19 protein-coding genes are annotated in these 18,716 nt (G+C 44.9%); 14 read left to right on the top strand and 5 right to left on the bottom strand.

Annotated features, from left to right (window positions below; genetic code table 11):
• Nucleotides 1-41 precede the first annotated feature (41 nt).
• Complete coding sequence (locus T541_RS0112920) at nucleotides 42-824, bottom strand: aminoglycoside N(3)-acetyltransferase (protein WP_026653122.1); 783 nt, start codon at nucleotides 822-824, stop codon at nucleotides 42-44.
• A 160-nt stretch (nucleotides 825-984) separates the two neighbouring features.
• On the opposite strand from T541_RS0112920, the gene T541_RS0112915 reads away from it, so the two are divergent.
• Entirely contained in the window at nucleotides 985-1,605 is a 621-nt protein-coding gene (locus T541_RS0112915; protein WP_026653121.1) for a hypothetical protein, read from the top strand.
• A 24-nt stretch (nucleotides 1,606-1,629) separates the two neighbouring features.
• On the opposite strand, the gene T541_RS0112910 is transcribed toward T541_RS0112915, so the two are convergent.
• Entirely contained in the window at nucleotides 1,630-2,154 is a 525-nt protein-coding gene (locus T541_RS0112910; protein WP_155839522.1) for a hypothetical protein, read from the bottom strand.
• Between the two features lie 262 nt (nucleotides 2,155-2,416).
• Between T541_RS0112910 and T541_RS19595 the strand changes: the two genes are divergently transcribed.
• Nucleotides 2,417-3,418: a glycoside hydrolase family 43 protein gene (locus T541_RS19595; RefSeq protein WP_051538244.1), complete on the top strand. Its 1,002-nt coding sequence runs from the start codon at nucleotides 2,417-2,419 to the stop codon at nucleotides 3,416-3,418.
• Between the two features lie 42 nt (nucleotides 3,419-3,460).
• Here the strand turns inward: T541_RS19595 and T541_RS0112900 are convergent, their stop codons facing one another.
• Nucleotides 3,461-4,231: an HD domain-containing protein gene (locus tag T541_RS0112900; RefSeq protein WP_026653119.1), complete on the bottom strand. Its 771-nt coding sequence runs from the start codon at nucleotides 4,229-4,231 to the stop codon at nucleotides 3,461-3,463.
• A 244-nt stretch (nucleotides 4,232-4,475) separates the two neighbouring features.
• On the opposite strand from T541_RS0112900, the gene T541_RS0112895 reads away from it, so the two are divergent.
• From T541_RS0112895 to T541_RS0112850, 10 genes are all read left to right on the top strand, one after another.
• Nucleotides 4,476-5,324, top strand: coding sequence for a MurR/RpiR family transcriptional regulator (locus T541_RS0112895; RefSeq protein WP_026653118.1), 849 nt, complete (start codon nucleotides 4,476-4,478; stop codon nucleotides 5,322-5,324).
• A 147-nt stretch (nucleotides 5,325-5,471) separates the two neighbouring features.
• Nucleotides 5,472-6,926: an ABC transporter substrate-binding protein gene (locus T541_RS0112890; protein WP_026653117.1), complete on the top strand. Its 1,455-nt coding sequence runs from the start codon at nucleotides 5,472-5,474 to the stop codon at nucleotides 6,924-6,926.
• 66 nt (nucleotides 6,927-6,992) lie between these two features.
• Nucleotides 6,993-7,907 (top strand): carbohydrate ABC transporter permease, encoded by a 915-nt coding sequence (locus tag T541_RS0112885; RefSeq protein ID WP_026653116.1) that lies wholly within the window; start codon nucleotides 6,993-6,995, stop codon nucleotides 7,905-7,907.
• 20 nt (nucleotides 7,908-7,927) lie between these two features.
• The gene (locus tag T541_RS0112880; RefSeq protein WP_026653115.1) at nucleotides 7,928-8,794 is read left to right on the top strand and encodes a carbohydrate ABC transporter permease; all 867 of its coding nucleotides are present in this window, start codon (nucleotides 7,928-7,930) and stop codon (nucleotides 8,792-8,794) included.
• A 19-nt stretch (nucleotides 8,795-8,813) separates the two neighbouring features.
• On the top strand, nucleotides 8,814-9,707 hold the full coding sequence (gene murQ / locus T541_RS0112875; protein WP_026653114.1) for an N-acetylmuramic acid 6-phosphate etherase: 894 nt from the start codon (nucleotides 8,814-8,816) through the stop codon (nucleotides 9,705-9,707).
• Nucleotides 9,691-10,851 carry an anhydro-N-acetylmuramic acid kinase gene (locus T541_RS0112870; RefSeq protein WP_026653113.1) on the top strand — a complete coding sequence of 387 codons (1,161 nt, stop codon included), beginning with the start codon at nucleotides 9,691-9,693 and terminating at the stop codon, nucleotides 10,849-10,851. The genes murQ and T541_RS0112870 overlap by 17 nt, the downstream gene beginning before the upstream one ends.
• 78 nt (nucleotides 10,852-10,929) lie before the next feature.
• A complete protein-coding gene (locus tag T541_RS0112865) occupies nucleotides 10,930-12,069 on the top strand; it encodes an exo-beta-N-acetylmuramidase NamZ domain-containing protein (protein WP_026653112.1) in 1,140 nt (379 codons plus the stop codon).
• 14 nt (nucleotides 12,070-12,083) lie between these two features.
• Nucleotides 12,084-12,974: an N-acetylglucosamine kinase gene (locus T541_RS19590; RefSeq protein ID WP_051538243.1), complete on the top strand. Its 891-nt coding sequence runs from the start codon at nucleotides 12,084-12,086 to the stop codon at nucleotides 12,972-12,974.
• Between the two features lie 2 nt (nucleotides 12,975-12,976).
• Nucleotides 12,977-14,551 (top strand): beta-N-acetylhexosaminidase, encoded by a 1,575-nt coding sequence (nagZ, locus tag T541_RS0112855; protein WP_026653111.1) that lies wholly within the window; start codon nucleotides 12,977-12,979, stop codon nucleotides 14,549-14,551.
• Complete coding sequence (locus T541_RS0112850; RefSeq protein WP_026653110.1) at nucleotides 14,548-15,213, top strand: TVP38/TMEM64 family protein; 666 nt, start codon at nucleotides 14,548-14,550, stop codon at nucleotides 15,211-15,213. The genes nagZ and T541_RS0112850 overlap by 4 nt, the downstream gene beginning before the upstream one ends.
• A 9-nt stretch (nucleotides 15,214-15,222) precedes the next feature.
• On the opposite strand, the gene T541_RS0112845 is transcribed toward T541_RS0112850, so the two are convergent.
• Complete coding sequence (locus T541_RS0112845; RefSeq protein WP_026653109.1) at nucleotides 15,223-15,894, bottom strand: hypothetical protein; 672 nt, start codon at nucleotides 15,892-15,894, stop codon at nucleotides 15,223-15,225.
• Nucleotides 15,895-16,173: 279 nt separating this feature from the next.
• Between T541_RS0112845 and T541_RS0112840 the strand changes: the two genes are divergently transcribed.
• Nucleotides 16,174-16,767, top strand: coding sequence for an Hpt domain-containing protein (locus T541_RS0112840; protein ID WP_026653108.1), 594 nt, complete (start codon nucleotides 16,174-16,176; stop codon nucleotides 16,765-16,767).
• 57 nt (nucleotides 16,768-16,824) lie between these two features.
• Here the strand turns inward: T541_RS0112840 and T541_RS0112835 are convergent, their stop codons facing one another.
• Complete coding sequence (locus T541_RS0112835) at nucleotides 16,825-17,970, bottom strand: ATP-binding protein (RefSeq protein ID WP_026653107.1); 1,146 nt, start codon at nucleotides 17,968-17,970, stop codon at nucleotides 16,825-16,827.
• A 173-nt stretch (nucleotides 17,971-18,143) separates the two neighbouring features.
• Between T541_RS0112835 and T541_RS0112830 the strand changes: the two genes are divergently transcribed.
• Nucleotides 18,144-18,707, top strand: coding sequence for a biotin transporter BioY (locus T541_RS0112830; protein WP_026653106.1), 564 nt, complete (start codon nucleotides 18,144-18,146; stop codon nucleotides 18,705-18,707).
• Nucleotides 18,708-18,716 lie beyond the last annotated feature (9 nt).

Below are 18,716 nucleotides of genomic sequence, written 5' to 3'. Positions count from 1 at the left end.
ATAATTAACAGGTCGATCACATTCCGTGACCGACCTGATTTTTATTTCCTGTTCTTTTCAATCCAATCAACTGCAAAATCCACAATATCACGCTGGTTCATAAGCCTTAAAGTAGCATCTCCAAGCAGTGTCTTCTTAACATCGCCAGAATTCTCAAAGTCTCTACCAATATCCTGGAAATCCTCTCCATCAACAAAAAGAGTTTCATAAGCCTTCCACACGCGCTGTCCATTTTCCATAACCGCGCTGTGCTCAACGCTGGTGTGCTTGCTAGGATACTCCGCTCTGGCGTCAGCCAAGTGTATCGAAGTGTTCTTGTCGTAAGCAACACCGATCAGCAGCACTTTTCCATCTAACTCATACAGCTTACCGATTGGTGATCCATCACCAAATATGTTGGAAAGATCATGATTCTCTGTAAGATAAGCCGCATGTTTCCCCCAGGCTGCAACTGATCTTGCCGGATGGTCGCTTCGCTTAGCCCCTGGCCAGGTCCTGAACATCTCCGCCACAGAGCCCATAGTATTGGTTGGAGTTATAGCCTTGTCGTATGCAGGCCAGTTCTCCCTTATGATATCCCAATCGCTTTCATCAACTACCCAGTGGACTCCAACCTCAGGATCCAGATTCTTCCAGGACTGCGTTGGCATCATAATGGTGCCTTCTTCCCCCACAGTTTCAATAAGCGCTTCAATCACAGTCTGGCCCCCTCCGCACACATATCCGATCTCCTTCATGGAAGTGTGCACCATCACAGCATCTCCGCGCTGAAGCCCCAGTTCTGCAAGGGCATTCTTGATATCAGCTTTAGTAATAACTTTCATAATATTCCCCTCTTTTAAGTCTGATTTTATAGTAACTAATATCCATGATAGCCGATATTACTGCACCTGGTCAATGGAAAACGTTTTCCTAAATACCAAAAATTGATAATAAATCGCCGATTGGTATAATAACTATCAAGAGAGTTTGGGGGACAAATATATGATGAACATAAGTAAAGGCCGCACATATAAGGCCACATCTATGGCAATGGCAATTCCATTTCTGGTTGTCACAATTATCCTTGGGTTAAAAGAACTATTGGAAGAAGCTCTCAATTACTACTTTAGTGGTAGTGGGGTAGCGGATTCATACCTGCAACTCGTAGGCAGAGTGCCGGTTGTAGTGGTTGGAGTCTTTATCTTTGCAGCTCTTTTAAACAAAAGAGATACCTTAGTTCCGGTGGTTCTGTCTGGAATAATAATGGCACTGGATCTGATTCTTCTGTGCATCAACCTTAGCGCTCTTACTAATTACAGACACGGGGCTGGAACAGAAGATGCTCGTACTGTGCTTGTCGCAGATGTTCTCATAAATCTGGTAATATTCCTGGGATTTCTTTTTGAAAGAAAGCAAACAATAAGGGAAGCCAGATGGCTCCCCTATTTAGGATTCATAACATGCGTTATCTTTATAATTGATCAGATTGTTTACTTCATCTTATTTGAAAAGAACATTCGAATCTTCCTAAGAAATAACATGTTCGACATTTCATTCTATCTGGCTGCGCTGATATTGTTCTCCCTTGCCTTTATGTTCAGGCAGAAGTGTGTCTGGAAGTGATTCCTTTTGGATTTGTTTGTTCTGTTATTTTGACTGCTTGAACATTACGATCACGACAACGAGGATGATAAATCCGATGATTCCAAGTACCTCGAGCGCAGTGTTCTTGCTGCTTACTTTCTTCCAGCCATCTGGAGTGAAGATGTAGTGCAGTTCCTGAGGAACGCTGTGTGGGTCGTTGTACCACTTGTCGTAGAGATACATGTATTTCCTGCTCTTGGTAAACATTGCCACGATGGATGCTACTAAGAAGAGGGCAACCCATAAAAGTGGTGATGTCATGAGGATGAACAGGCCATATTCGCCTTCAGCGTTGGTGGCTGCGCTGTAGAAGAAGAGCGCCAGTGAGATGATCACTGTAAGGGCCAGGGCGATGAGTGGCACGAGGGTCATATTTCTTTTTGCCTTGCGATAGATGGCGTATTCCTCGTCGCTGATTCTGTTGGTGTCATGAAGTGACTTCATGAAATTGTGCTTTGATATGTTCTGGGCAGCGTTTCTTGCGCGAGATGCGTTGGCTGCACCGTGCATTAAACCTAATAAAGACATATATTGCTCCTATTTCTATAAAACTCGTTTGTTGATTGTCGCTATCAAAAACAGCAAACGTAATACTATAACATTTTGGTCGAAATGTGAAGAGGGAAAATAATAGTGCAAAAAACCGGCAATTTTAACTAAAAAGTTGCTGGTTTTTCTTTTTACTATTCGATACCATGGAATTGGAACACCTGGATAACGATGATTCGGTGATACATCACATGAGGTAACACCGTATCTGAGAATGTACAGTATTATAGAGGTATAACCGATGTCTAAGAAAACAGATGTTATTGAAAATGGGGCCGCTTTTCCCTACAGTATAAGGGATGTTCATATCAGTGACCCTTTTATTTTGGCTGATGAGAAGTCAGGGTTTTACTACACTTATGTTCAGTTCGTGGATACAACAAGATTTCCGGAAGCCAAGTGTGACGAAGCCTGTTTCTATGTGCTTAAGTCAAAAGATCTTTTGAACTGGTCTGAACCTAAGGTGTGCTTCAAAAAGGGGAATTTCTGGGCAGATAAAGACTATTGGGCACCTGAGTGTCATATCTGGAAGGGTAAATACTATATCATTTCCTCCTTTAGAGCAGAAGGAAAATATAGAGGATGCCAGTGCCTTGTGGCTGATAATCCTGAAGGGCCATTTGTTCCTGTTGGCGAAGGCCCTGTTACTCCGAAGGGCTGGCACTGCCTGGATGGAACGCTCTATGTAGATGAAGAGGGGAATCCCTGGATGGTATTCTGTCACGAGTGGATGCAGGTTTACGATGGGCAGATATGTGCCGTTAGATTAAATGATGATCTATCCGAGGCTATATCTGAGCCAATTATCTTGTTTAGAGCTTCTGACGCCCCTTGGCGCGGCAATAATGCTGCTGATGGTGGCCTTATTACTGATGGACCGTTTCTTTACAGAATGGAAAATGGCTCTCTGATAATGCTTTGGTCCAGCTTCTCAGAAAGAGGCGGCTATACAGTAGGTTATGCAAGATCTGCCACTGGAAGCATTCAAGGGCCCTGGATTCAAGAGCCCATTCCACTGTACGCTCTTGATGGTGGTCATGCTATGCTCTTTAGAACCTTTGAAGGAAAGCTTATGATGTCCCTTCATTGTCCCAATATTCATGAGAAAAAGAGGATTCTTCTTTTCGAGATGGAAGAGATGGGCGATAAGCTGGCTATTATAAATGAGATCACCGGAAACTGGTACAATAATGCCGGCGGCGCAGCCGAGAGATGGCGTTATAATGAGCCCCTTGAGCAGTGATAATAGTGTTAAGAAATAATGCGGATATGACATTTGCAATAATCATTTTTCACTATAATACTTATCCAATTCAGCCTTGGTTTCGGCCAGGGCTTTTATTGTGGATTCATTTCTGGATGGGAACTGGAACATTTTGTCCAGGTAGCCCTGTTCCTTGGTTAATTCCCAGCTCTTTGGGAAGGCAAGTTCAAAAGATAAGGCGATATGGCCGATTACACGCTCGGCAGGAGAGAGGGGGACGTCACGCTTGATTGCTACGTGCTGTCTAACCTGATTCATTACTCGCTCTGAAACGCCTGATGTGAGGAGCTCTTCTTCCGAAACGTTGTAGATGTCCTCCAGCGGTGTCTCAATATTAACTCTGAGAATATCGATTTTATCAGCATCGCGAAGAATCTCGCAGAAGGTTTTTGTTCTTTCTGTAAGATCTTCGCGCATCCTGTACTTGTTGTGCTGCCTGATCACGATGTCCATTACATCGTCCAATGACCTGTCATTCGTGTACTCTTTTACCAGATTGTCAGGGCCAAAGAGGAGATCAGCGCCGAACTCCGCGTGGTCCACGGACTCTGAGTCGATGAAGGTATTATATCTTTTAACCTGCTCGAATCTGCCGATATCGTGGAGCATACCCGAAAGCCAGGCAAAGTCCACGTCCTCATCGCTCATGCCAAGAGATCTGGCGATCTGCTCGCAGTTGTCTGCAACGCGGTAGGTATGGGCGATCTTGAGAGCAATTTTAGGATCCGCAGGATCGTAGTTATTTGTATATGAAGCAAAGGCTTCTCTGACTTTTTGTCTGTTGATGTTCATATCTTTTATCTCTACTTATTTGAATCTTTGTATATATAATGGGCACTTGCTATTTATACTAGTATTTACAGCTTTTTTCAAGTTTTTCTAATTACGGATGTCTAAAGGAAAATTTGTTTCTTGAAATCTTCCAAATTCGTGAAAATCGGTTTACACTAGAATTAAAAAAACGACAGTTTCATCACGAAATCCACAAAGAGAACATGGCAAAAGAGCTATAGAATCCCCAATAGGAGGCAATCCCATGAAGAATCCCCTTTTAAGACTAAGAGAAATGCAAGGCTACGTCGGAAGCGCAGAGAAGATGGTGGCAGAGCGCATCTTGAATGACCCAAATATCGTCATCGAGAAGGGCGTCCGTGAGCTGGCCAAGGAAGTGTATGTTTCACCAGCCACAATAGTAAGACTTGCTCAGCACCTGGGCTTTGACGGATACAAGGAATTCAGGCAGGCTGTGCTCTACGAAATGGCCCAGTACAACGGTAAGCAGATCGATACCAGCGATAGCATCAGGAAAGACGATACTATCAAGATGATCATCAACAAAACCACCAATAAGAACGTGGTGACGCTTCAGGAAACCCAGAAGCTCCTTGATATAGACAGAGTAGAGGCGTGCACCAAGCTCATTGCAGATGCCAGGAGCCTTCGCATGTTCGGCATGGGTGCTTCTCTTTGCGTAGCAGAGGATGCCTACCTTAAATTCCTTAGGGTTAACAAGCTCTGTCTCATCGCCCAGGACTGGCATTCCCAGTACCTGATAGCCAAGAATTCCCAGCCAGAGGACGTGGCAATCTTCATATCCTATTCCGGTGAAACCTCAGAGATGATTAAGTGTCTGGAAGCTGTGAATCTCAATCACACCCCAAGCATCCTTATTACCAGGTTCGCGCCCTCCACCATGTCTAAGATGGCGGATCAGGTGCTGTATACACCAGCCAGTGAATCACTGTTTCGTAGTGGCGCCACATCCTCAAGAATAGCGCAGCTTAACATAGTCGATATCCTGTTTACCGCCTATGCTACCGCCAACTACGATTATTGCATGAGTCAGATAAATAGTACTCATATTGAAAAAAGATCTGAATCTTAACCAAAAATCATCTTAAAAGTAGCAAAACAAGAAACACTGTTTCATAATTGTGTACACACATTGAAAATCTGTTTTCAAAAGACTAACATTTAATTATAGTTATTCGGTTTCTATTACAAATGCATTACCTATTTAAGGAGGGAAGGTATGAAAATTAAGAAGGTTTTAGCAACCGTATTGTCTGTAGCTATGGTTTCAAGTGTTGTTGCCTGCGGCAATTCTGCTCCAGAATCAGCACAGAACACAGGAAGTGAGACATCAACTACTACAGCGGGGGAAACACAGGCAGAAGAGACTGCCACATCATCTGACGTTACTGATACCATCACTATCATGGTTCCACCAATTACCGGTGACTATGTAGATCTTTTGGATGGATGGATCAAAGAATTCAATCAGGATTATCCAAATATCACAATTGAAGTAATCGCAACCAGCTGGGACGATCACACAGAGAAGCTGACAACTATGGCTCTTGCAGGCGAAGCTCCTGATATTGCAGAGGTTAGCTACGCAGCAATCGGAACCTACGTTGAGAACGGCACAGCCATCGATATTTCACAGTACATCGAGGCAGACAGACTTGCTGATTACGACCAGAATGCGCTTGATTACATGACTCTTGAGGGCACACTTTATGGCCTTCCTCTTTACATCACAATCCAGGCTCTTGGCGGAAACAAAGAGATGCTCGAGGCTGCAGGTGCAGATGTAGAGTCTATCCAGACAAAGGGCTGGACATACGACGAGTTCCTTGAAGTTATCAAGAACGGAACAGTTGACGACCGCTACGGCTTCGTATTTGCCAACGCTGGCGCAACAACTCAGGACTTCATCAACATCTTTGGTGTATCTGCTGGTATCACATCCAGCTTCACAAGCGATCTTAAGTACGCTTACACTTCAGACAACATGCTGTCCCTGCTTCAGGCAGTTGAGACAATGACATCTTCAGGTTACATGCCTAACTACGCTGTGGAAGCTGGTCAGAGACTTGTAATGCTTCAGACAGGTCAGACAATGCTCACAGGTAAGGCAATGCCTCTTTTCGAGAACAACATCAAGAGAAACATTGAGAAAATGCAGGCTAGCGACCCAGAAGCTGTTGAAGGCACAATCGAGATGGAATATGTATTCCTTCCAGTTCCTACAATGGACAATGCTACAGCATCTGTATTCGGTACAGTTGACGGTATGATCGCTCTTAGAAACAACAACACAACAGACGAGCACCTTAAGAACGTTCTTCTGTTTATGGATTACCTTTGCTCAGGCGAAAGAGCTGCTACAGTAGACAACGCAGTTTATCTTACAGGCGTTTGCGAATCAGCTAGAAAGGCTCAGGAGAGCTTCGAGCTTGATCAGTCAGATGCTAACGCAGCAGCTGTTGCTTATGCAATTTCTAAGGTAGTTGCTCCTCCAACAGGTATCACAGCAGAGCAGAGCGCAAATGCTAAGACAATGATGGATGAGACTATCGTTCCTAAGTTCCAGGCTCTTCTTGCAGGAGAGACAACAGCTCAGGATGTTTACGATGCAATCTGCTCAGAAGCTTACAACTTATTCGGCGAAGAGAATTGTGCTTCTGGTTGGATCAAGTAATTAAAAGATGTATTCTAAGCCCCGCCTGCACAGAGCCGGTGGGGCTTATTTAAAAGGAGCGTTACCTTGAAAACACAGGAAAGACAGAATAAAAGACTAGCAAAACCAAGATATCATATGGCAGATAACATAAGCGGATGGGGTTTCATCGCAGTGGCGGTGGCGATCTTCGTAATCTTTACCCTGTACCCCGTTATCTCAGCTATCATAACCAGCTTCCAGGAATACAAGCCCTTCGGCTCAGAATGGGTGGGCTTTAAGAACTATGTGACAGCCATGAAGAATGACCTATTCTGGAAGTCCATTAAGAATACGCTGGTTTACACGGTTGTGGTAATTCCGCTATCACTGATCCTTTCATTTTCTATAGCGGTGATGATCATGCCTTTTACAAAAAGAATTCAATCCTTCTTTAAAGGCATCTACTACCTGCCAGGAATCGCATCAGGTGTTGCCATCTCCGTAGTTTGGCTCTGGCTCTACGATGCGTCTCCAAATGGAATCTTCAACAGGGTTCTTGCGCTTTTCGGGGCAAGCTCACAGAACTGGCTTTCATCCAGTAAGACAGCCATGTTATCCCTTATCATCATGGCTCTTTTATCAAGTCACGGTGCTAACATCATCATCTACATCGCAGCTCTTCATGGAATCGACAATACCTACTACGAAGCTGCAGAGATGGACGGTGCCAGATTCTTCCAAAAGATCCTGTACATCGTGCTTCCAATGTGCAGACCAACCACACTGTTTCTTTTGGTAACAGGTGTTATTGGTTCCTTCCAGGTATTCATGAACGCATACATGATGACTGGTGGCGGACCAGACAATAACACAACTATGATAGGTCTTTTGATATTCAACAATGCGTTTACCTACGGAAAATATGGTCTGGCGTGTGCACAGGCAATATTGCTGGCCATAGTAATTGCAGCCCTTACGACGCTGCAGTTCAAGCTTATGGGAGAGGACATCGAGTACTAATTAGTTAGGGGAAGACAAATATGGCTACGGGACTTTATTCTCAACACTTACATAATAGAAAGATCTATCACTTAAGGAACCTGCTGATCGCAGTATTTCTCATATTTTTTGCAGCTGTATCGCTGTTTCCTATAGTTTACATGTTTGCATGGTCCTTTGGACCTGCGGTGGAATCGGCCTCCACGTCCTACAACATTTTTCCGGGGCGCTGGTCCTTTGATTCCTACAAGGCTTTCATCAATTTCAGTGACTATTCACTTAAGTGGATATTGAACAGTATCATCGTTGCGGCGATTACCGTCCTGGGAAATGTGATATTTGCTGGCATGGCTGGTTACGCCTTCGCCAAGATCAACTTCAGGGGCAGGAGCATTCTCTTTTTCGTGATCCTCCTATCCATGATGATTCCTTATCAGGTAACTCAGGTTCCGCTGTACATCCTCATCGTTAAGAATTTCCGCATGACCAACACTTATCCTGCGCTGATTCTTCCGGGAATGTGCACCGCTTACAACATTTTCATGGCTAAACAATTCTTTACCGGAATTCCCACAGCGCTTATTGAAAGCGCCAAGATTGAGGGCTGTAGCCAGCTTATGATCTTCAGAAAGATCATCCTGCCGCTGTCCAAGACAATCCTCTCAGTTATGGCCATCAACACGTTCCTGAACTCCTGGAACACCTTCTTTTGGCCATTCCTGGTTACCTCCAAGGAGGAGATGTACACGATTCAGGTGGGACTTAAGACCTTTAAGTTTGCTAACGGATCCCTGCTGTCACCTATGATGGCGGGTGCATGTATTTCAGTAATACCTATGTTTATTCTATTCTTCTCATTGCAGAAGTACTTTTTGGAAGGTGTAACTGTAGGTGCTGTAAAAGGCTGACACTAAGGAGCGGATATACATGGAACTTTCAAATATAGCAACAGAGCAAAGAAACGAAAGAACATTACATATAGATAAGCTGGACACACTGGAAATGGTGAAGCTTATAAATAGTGAAGATAAATTAGTAGCCCTGGCGGTGGAGAAGGTCCTGCCACAGGTGGCTGAGGCCATCGACGCTGCCGCAGAAAGGCTTAAGGTGGGCGGAAGGCTCATCTATATTGGCTGTGGAACCTCAGGAAGACTGGGCATTCTGGACGCTGTTGAGTGTCCTCCTACCTTTTCAACAGATCCGTCCATGGTTCTTGGGCTTATCGCCGGTGGAAACACTGCCATTTTCCAGGCGGTAGAGGGTGCCGAGGATTCCTTTGAACTTGGAGCAAAAGACCTAAAGGATACCAATCTATCTGACAGAGACCTGGTAGTTGGTATCGCTGCTTCCGGAAGAACCCCATATGTCATCGGGGCTATGAAGTACGCAAGGAGCATAGGCTGTAAGGTGGTAGGCCTCACATGCTGCCCTGGTTCTGAGATTGACGAGCTGGCGGATATCAAGATCGCGCCTGAGCCAGGTCCAGAGGTAATTACAGGCTCCACAAGGCTTAAGAGCGGAACTGCGGAGAAGATGATCCTTAACATGATCTCCACAGGCACCATGATCAGGCTGGGCAAAGTCTATGGAAATCTCATGGTGGACGTTAAGGCTTCCAATGAAAAACTTGTCAGCAGATGCGAAACCATTGTAGAAAGAACTACGGGCGTATCAAGAGATGAAGCTGTGGCCACACTTAAGAAGTGCGATTACAGACCAAAGGTAGCAATTGTTATGATTAAGAAGGGCGTAGATGCAGAAGAAGCTCAGTCTATGCTGGCTAAATCAGGAGGGATGATAGCTGATGCTCTTTCAGAATAAAAAGCTTGCAATCGGCATAATGAGCGGAACCTCCATGGATGGAATTGATGTGGCGCTGGTGGATATGGGGGCCGAGTGTGTTAAGGCGGAACTAGTGGCCTTCGAGACCTATCCCTATGCGCCTGAGGTCAGATCTCGTCTCCTAGAGCTTGCCAAGGGCGATAACGCCGGGGTAAAAGAGCTATGCCTGATGCAGGAACTTTTAGGAAAGCTCTATGCTAAGGCTTGCCTTGATCTGTGCAAAAAGGCCAAAGTTAAGCCTTCTAACATAGACTTCGTTGGCTGCCACGGACAGACTCTCTGGCATCAGCCCGAGGTTATCGAATATTTAGGTGAAAATGTAAGGGGATCTCTTCAGCTTGGAGATCCCAGTTTCATAAATGAGGCGTTTTCGTGCCCAGTAGTCAGTGATTTCCGCTTAAGGGACATGGCTGCAGGTGGGCAGGGAGCGCCTATTGTGCCATACACCGAGTTCCTGTTGTATCGCGGGAATGAGGCTGTGGCTCTTCTTAATATTGGCGGAATTGCCAATATCACTATATTACCGGCTGGTTGTAGGCTTGAGGACGTGCTGGCTTTTGACGTAGGACCTGGAAATGTCCTTATCGACAAGATGATAAGCTTTTACACCCAAGCCAAGTTCCCCTACGACAGAGGCGGCAAGATTGCACTGTCTGGAACTTGTAACGAAGCCCTTCTTCGCTTCATAATAGGAAGAGATGAATATCTTGAGAAAAGACCTCCCAAATCCACGGGAAGAGAGCACTACAACTGGGATTATCTAAAAGAGATATATGCTTTTTGTAATGACAACAATATAGATGAAGTGGACGCAATTGCCACTGTCACTAGGTTTACAGCAGAGTGCGTTAAGCAGGGCATAGAGGATTTCGCTCCCTGCATGCCTGGTAAGCTCATTGTAAGCGGAGGCGGATCTCACAACGAAGCAATTATGGGGCATTTGAAAGCTCTTTTACCAGAGTGTCAGGTTATGACAGCGACAGAGGCTGGCATAAATCCTGATGCCAAGGAGGCGGTAGCCATGGCGATTCTGGCTGGAGAGGCTCTAAAGGGGCAGTGCAACAACGTTCCATCTGTGACTGGGGCTGAGCATCCGGTGGTTATGGGACGGGTTTCATATTAGTTTTGGTATAGAGCGGATGGATGCTCAAATTTTGGAATTATTTGCACTAATTTATGCGTTTTAATGAGGTACAAAGCTATGGTTTTATGCGGTGCTGATCGTTTAGAAGAATACAGAGAATACTTTGAAGGCGGGAGAGTTGGCCTTATCACTACACCCACAGGAAGACTCGTAAACGGCCGCAGTACCATCGATGCGTTAAAAGAGCTATGCGACCTGCAGGTTCTGTTTGGTCCGGAGCACGGAATTCGTGGCGACATTGAGGACGCTGGAAATGTTGCTAAGACCGTGGATAAGAAGTCGGGACTTCCTGTTTACAGTCTTTACGAAGGTCAGCGTCGCAGAATGACAGAGGAGATGCTTGATCTGTTCGACATCATCGTCTATGACATTCAGGACGTGGGAAGTCGTTACTATACCTTCATTTCTTCTCTTAAAAACGTGATTGAGGATTGCGCAAGCCACGGAAAGCGTGTGGTGGTGCTGGATAGGCCAGATCCCTTAGGAGGCGTGATCACTGAGGGAAATGTTCTTGATCCTTCTGAATATAGCTTTGTTGGGTGCTATTCTCTGCCAGTCAGATATGGTCTGACTCCCGGGGAATTCGCTCTTATGGTTAATAAGGAAATGGGCCTTGGTGCTGATGTTAAGGTGGTTCCATGTGCTGTATGGGAGAGAGATAGCTCTTTTGACAGGACAGGGCTTAACTGGGTTATGCCAAGTCCTAATATTCCTAATCTGGAGACTGCGCTGGTGTACGTGGGAACCTGCCTGTTGGAGGGCACTAACATGTCGGAGGGCAGAGGAACTGCCAATCCGTTCCAGGTCATTGGCGCGCCCTATATCCATGACCCGGAGGAGCTTGCTGAGGCCTTCAATCAAAAGGGCTTTGCTGGAATCAGCGCTACGCCTTATTATTTCGTGCCCTATACTTCCAAGCATCAGGGAAAGCAGTGCGGGGGACTACACATTCACATCAATGATCCAGCTGTGGCGCGGCCTTTCGAGATGGGGCTTACGCTTCTTGAGATGCTTAATACCAGGTACGAGGAATTCCTGTTCCTGCCTCCAGTTGCAGGTAGGGATAAGCCTTTCATCCAGATGCTTAGCGGCATGAAGCTACACATGGGCTTTAGCGCTTCGGAAACACTTGAAAAAATACGAAAAGAAAATGATACTTTTATTAGAAGAAAAGAAGAGTTTCATTTATATAAATAAATGGAGTGAGCAAAATGGGGTATTACGTTGGAATTGACGGAGGCGGCACGGGAAGCCGTTTCTCCATAGCTGGCGACGATGGAGTGGTGTTTCATACTGGCGCCGGCGGTGCACTAAATGGGAATGGTCTGTCTATTGAAGGCCTTAAAGAGAATCTTGGGGCGGTGATTGATGAGTGCATCAGCGTTGCGGGGCCTGTTTCTGACTGTGCAGGGCTTGCTATCGGCGCTGCCGGAATTACCAACGCTAAGCTTAAGGGCGAAATCTCTGCGTTCCTGTCGGAGCGCGGCTTCACAGACTTTGGAATATATGGTGACTACGAAACTGCCTTTGCCACTGCCTTTCCGGAGGGCGAGGGAGTTCTTTTAATATCCGGAACCGGAAGCATGTGCTACGGAAGGACTCGTGGCGGATTGTCTGCAAGATCCGGTGGCTACGGGCATCTTATCGACGATAAGGGAAGTGCATACGACATTGCTGTTCAGATCATGTCTGCGATTGTGCAGGCCGAGGACGGACGCGGCGAGGGCACATGCCTTAAGGACCTTGTATTTGAGAAGCTCGGAATATCTGACGTTGGAGAGCTGGTAGGCTTTGTCTACGCCGAAGACACCAGCAAGGGCAAAATCGCAGCGCTGGCGCAGGTTTTGTCTGATGCTCTTGAAAAGGACGATGCCTGCTCAATCAGCATCGCTGAGAACGTGGCAAAAGAGCTATCGGCACTGGTTAAGGCAGTAAAGACGAGGCTAAACCTTGGTGATGCCCCTGTAGCTCTTTGGGGAAGCGTACTTCAGAATAATGAATATATCCGTGGGCTACTATCTAAGAATCTTGGAGGTTCCACATTTCTTCCAGATAAAGATGCTTCAGTAGGGGCTTTACGCCTTGCTATGAAAAGAGGATAACCATGACACTTGATGAGATTATCGGCCAGAAGCTGGTTGTGGGCTTTCAGGGCTTCACAATTCCAGAGGAATTCAGGACAATCGTCAAACAATATAAAGTTGGAAACGTGATTCTCTTTAGGGAGAACCTTAAGGACGAAGCCCAGATAAAAGAGCTATGCAGTGAAATTCAGGACCTGGTCACTAAAGAGACCGGGGTTCCTGCCTTTATCATGATTGATCAGGAAGGTGGCATGATATCAAGACTTCCTGTCAGCATGGTGAATATTCCAGGTGCCATGGCGATTGCCGGCACTAAGGATCCAGAGAATGCACACGTCTGCGGCTATTACACCGGACTTCAGCTCCGTAGCCTTGGTTGTAACTTTAATCTTGCTCCTGTTATGGACATCAATTCTAATCCAGCAAATCCTGTGATTGGATGCAGAAGCTACGGTGAAACCCCTGAGGCTGTCAGCACTTTTTCCATGGAAATGGCTACGGGTCTTGAAGAAGCTGGTGTTGTGTCCTGCGGAAAGCACTTCCCTGGCCATGGGGATGTTTCACAGGATTCTCATCTGACCTTGCCTATGGTGGACAAAACCCTGGATGAACTTGAGAAAATGGAGCTTATTCCTTTCGCTAATGGGGTTAATAATAAAATACCAGCTGTTATGTCTGCTCACATTCTGTTTCCAAAGGTAGAAAAGAACAACGTTCCAGCCACCATGTCCAGAACAATTCTTACTGGAATCCTCAGAGAAAAGCTGGGATTTGAGGGCATGATCTTAACTGACTGTCTTGAAATGCAGGCAATTCAGAAATTCTACGGCACTGAAAATGGCGCAGTGGCGGCCTTTAAGGCTGGCGCTGATATTGCCATGATTTCCCATACTCCTTCCTTCGTGCCTAAGGTAGTTGCCATGGTAAAAGAGGCTGTAGAAGCTGGGGAGATAGAACTTAAGGAGATGGAGACTAGTGCTAAAAGGGTGCTTAGTTATAAAGAAAAGTATCTTATGAAAGAGAACCTAGAATCCAACAATGCTCATAACAACGATGAGAACCAAGCACAGAGTAGCATCGAATTAGCAACAGATCAAATTGATGATTTGAAGTGTAGAATAGAAGATATAAGACATCAAACCGTGAAACTCGTATCCCAGGCTGATTACCCACTGGAAACAGGCGACAAACCTCTTTTTATCAGCCCTTATCCCTTTAACGTCAGTCTCGTTGGAAATGTAAAGGATGAGGAACACGGTTCCTTCTGCGAGATTTTAAGTGGCAGACTAGGCGGAAAAGCATGCCCTATCAGCAATAATCCGGATGCTACTGAAATAGAAGAAGTGCTGAAGGCTTCAGAAGATAGCTCTTTTATCATAATTGGAACCTACAATGCCCATGTATACAGGGGCCAGCTGGATCTGGTCAGCAAGCTGGCACAAAAAGGCAAAAAAATAGCCGTCTTCGCCCTTCGTAATCCTTACGATTTAGGCGAAATCAACGGCAATGTCTGGAAATTTGCAGCCTTCGAGTACACCAAACCAATGATAGATTATATAGCTACCATCATTGAAGACGGAGGAAGAATTCAATGAAAAAGGGCGCTTTGAGAACAACCTTAACCCTTGCATTAGTTGCTGTTTTTCTGGCTGCGCTGTATTTTCTTGTGGGAAAACCAATGATAAAGTTCGTCGGTGACCCACAGAAGCTTAGCGAATTTGTAAAAAGCCAGGGAATTCTGGCTTATCTGGTATTTGGATTATTTGTCTTTGTTCAGACCATGTCTACTTGCATTCCGGGGCTTCCATTCTATCTGGCCGCAGGATACCTCCTTGGCGGCGTTAAGGGTGCGCTTTTGTGCGACGCCTTCGCAACCCTCGGAAACACGGCAGCTTTCCTCATTGGCAGGAAGTATGGTCGAAGCTTTCTATGTTATCTTTTCCCGGAAAACAAGCTAAAACAGGTAGAAGAACTGGTGGAAGAGGATAATCCAACCTTTATCCACATTCTTTTCATGTTCCTTCCGCTGCCTAAGGACACCTACGCCTGGCTTGGATACTACTCTGAAGAATCGCTCCTAAAATGGGTATTCATCACCTTTATCGCCAGATTCCCCCATATTTTCCTCTATACCTATGGCGGAGAAAAGCTTATGTCCAATCAATACGGGTTACTGATCGCCGGCGGAATCTTCGCTGTGATCCTGTACGCTTTTGTAATTGTTTTCCTTAAGAAAAAGAAGAAAAATCTACACTAAAAGGCTCTATTAAACTACTTTAAGAAGCTTATTCTTTATGCAAACCTTAGCAGCTAAGATCTTTTCAAGGGAATCCTCGAATTCAACGATAATCTTGCCTGTTGCTACAGACTTGATGGTTCCCTGACCGTACTTGGCATGCTCAACTGTGCAGCCTTCTGGATATAGCTCTTTTATCTCATCGTCAGACAGCTCTGGCTCTACAATCTTAGGAGCTACGTAAACAGGCGCTGCCACCTTAACCTTAGGCTTGTAAGCCTCCACAAGGCAGTCCAGGATTAGGTCCAGGTTCTCGTTGGTAAAGAAAATAATCTCGTGAGGCAGGTTCTTGTCAGTTTCGTTGAGCTGAATGAGTCTGTTACCGTTCTTAACAAAGAGGATAGCCTTACTACCAACCTCCTCGTAGCCTGTGATTACGTCCTCGATCTCGTCCTTATCAGTCTCTCTAAGCACGATTGCAAGGTTCTCTGACTCAGCCATTCTCTTGATGGCGTTGTAGTCCTTCTCAGTGGCGTGAATCTGGTATCTATCAAACAGAAGAGTATTAACATTGAGGATTGATCCGCGATCGCCGAACTGACAGATCTTGTTAAGATCCTCGTCGCGTCTCATAGACACCTTAATGTCCTTGCTTTCAATGATTTCGCATACTTCTTCGTAAGTGTACAACTGATTTTCCATGATAAAAAACTTCCCTTTTCTTGAAATATATATGATTTGCTTAGCAAATGTTGCTCAGAACTGTAGATTCACGGAAATTACCGCGCAAGAATGTATATTACAACACACGGAGCCTGCTTTCAATATGGAATTTTTGAGCATTTTTTGTTTGTTTTTCGAATGAAATACAGGTCTGATCTTGCGCCAATAGATTGTCCAAATTTAGACCTTGGAGTACAATTAATGTAGTGTTGTGGAACAAAGATATCATTTGTTATTATAGGGGTGAACAGTATTATCATGAAGGAAATTGAGGGAATATCCATCTCGGATGGCCTTAAATACTGCGGAAGTCAGAAGGCCTTTGAGAAATTTCTTACTTCTTTCTACAATTTCATAGACAGCAAGTCTGCAGAGATTGAGGACGCCTACAATCGTGGAGATATTTCTTTTTACACCACCAAGGTCCACGCCCTCAAGAGCTCCAGTCGCATAATTGGGGCAAAAGAGCTATCTAGCCTCGCGGAGTCCCTGGAAAAGGCCGGAAATGGTGGAGATCAGGCCTTCATAGATGCGAATACCGCTGATTTACTGACTTTGTATAGAAGCTATAAGGATAAAATGGCTGAGTATATAGGCGGATCTCAGGCTGGCTCTCAGAGTGACGCCAGCGATAAGAAGCCTTTACCTCAGGATGTACTTACCGAAATCACCAATGCCATGAAGGAATTGATTTCTTTTGAGGACTATGATTCCGTGGAAATGGCGATTAAGGATCTAAAACAATATCAACTTACTGATGCACAACAAGAAACCTTAGATGTCATAGATATGGAACTGAAACAACTAAACTGGGATAAGCTCGGAAAACTAATAAAAGCCCTTGTTACCTAGCGTAGCAGGGGCTTCATAATACATATCATCTTTTTCGCAAAATTTATGTTTTGCGCATTATTTGTCGTATTCATCCAGGAAATGATGTCTTTTACCATCTGGAGTCTTGTAGCCGATAAGGGCGTTCATGTGGACGTTCTCAACACTCTTAAAAATGTTGGCCTCAATATAAGGACTTCTTTCGCGAAGCTCAGAGATAAGAGTCTTGATCTCGGCACGCTTACTGCCTTTATCAGTTCCACCACAGCTTGCGCAGCTCTCAGTAAGTCTGCATGCGCAGTTGATAAAAGTCAGGTTGTTGTAGTGCATCCACTTCTTGATGTCTTCCTCTCTAATAAGATAAAGAGGTCTGATAAGCTCCATTCCTTCGAAGTTAGTGCTGTGAAGCTTAGGCATCATGGTCTGAATCTGCCCACCATAGAGCATCCCCATAAGAATAGTCTCAATAACATCATCGTAGTGGTGTCCAAGAGCTATCTTGTTACATCCTAGCTCTTTTGCCTTGCTATAAAGCGCTCCTCGACGCATTCTTGCACAGAGATAACATGGTGATCCATCCTGACCTGCCACAATATCAAAGATATCAGAATCAAATACAGTGATTGGAATCTGCATAAGCTTGGCATTATTGATGATGGTGGTATAGTTGATGTCGTTGTAGCCCGGATTCATTACCAGATAAACAACTTCAAAGTTCTTTTTACCATGCCTTGAAAGCTCCTGGAAGAGCTTCGCCATAAGCATAGAATCCTTTCCGCCTGAGATGCAGACAGCGATCTTGTCTCCGTCCTTGATAAGCTCATAGGTGTTGATTGCCTTGGTGAACTGGCTCCATAGCTCAGGTCTGAACTTCTTGATGATGCTACGCTCAATATCCTTGCACCTTTCCTGAGCTTCATTATCCTCAAGCTGTCCCTCTATCTGAACTCGCAGATAGCTATAGATTCCACCTTCAATGCTGTAGATCTCGTATCCCTTTGGTGTCAGATCCTCGCAAATCTCCACGGAGTGCTTACCACTGTAGCAGATAAGGTAGATTGGCTTATCCTTTGGAAGCTCGCTTTCGTGCTCACCAAATTGCTGCCATGGAAAGTTCAGGGCAGCTGGGTAGGTATTCATTTTATAATCTTTTTCTTCTCTGACGTCGATGACGAGCTTCTCTCTCTCATCGGACATCATTTCTTCTATCGTTTTAGTATACATAATGTCACACTTTAGCATAAAAGAGCTATATTGTAAACTTGTTATGGTTCTATTGTCACCTTGTCACAAATATATGGTTGACAATACCTCTCAAATTCATTACTATGTTAAAAGACCTAAATCTATATCGGTCATTTACTACCAAATCATCAGACAGGAGAATTTCAGACATCATGAGTTCAAAAGAAAGCACAATCACTTCCAAACCATCTATATCCACAAAGCGCCTTGTAATCTGCGCTCTTTTCGCCGCTCTTCTCTGCATCAGCGCATATTTAAGTATTCCTACCCCACTTCCAATGGCACCTAAGATCACTATGATCAACTTTGTGGTTATTCTCATAGCTCTTTTATTCCCAGTGCAGGAGTCCTTCCTTATAGTACTGGTGTGGTTCCTACTTGGATGCGTAGGACTTCCGGTATTCATCGGAGGCGGCGCGGGAGTTGCTTATCTGGTGGCTCCTTACGGCGGATACACTATGTCTTATCCAATAATATCAATTGTTATTCCACTTATTCGTGGATCTAAATACAACAGAATCTGGTACACAATCAGCTCCATTATCGGAATTGTTCTCATCGACATCATAGGAATGCTCTACCTTATGCACGCCATGAGCTACGATCTGGTAACAGGCTTTACACTGGGCGTTGCTCCGTTTATTGTTTTGGACGTAATAAAGGCTGTGGTGGCAGCCCAGATAATTCCTCAGTTTAGGAAAGTCATCGCCGAATAAGCATAATTA

The sequence above is a fragment of the Butyrivibrio proteoclasticus P6B7 genome, from assembly GCF_000622085.1.
Taxonomy (GTDB): domain Bacteria; phylum Bacillota; class Clostridia; order Lachnospirales; family Lachnospiraceae; genus Butyrivibrio; species Butyrivibrio proteoclasticus_A.
This window is presented reverse-complemented; position numbering and strand designations above follow the sequence as displayed.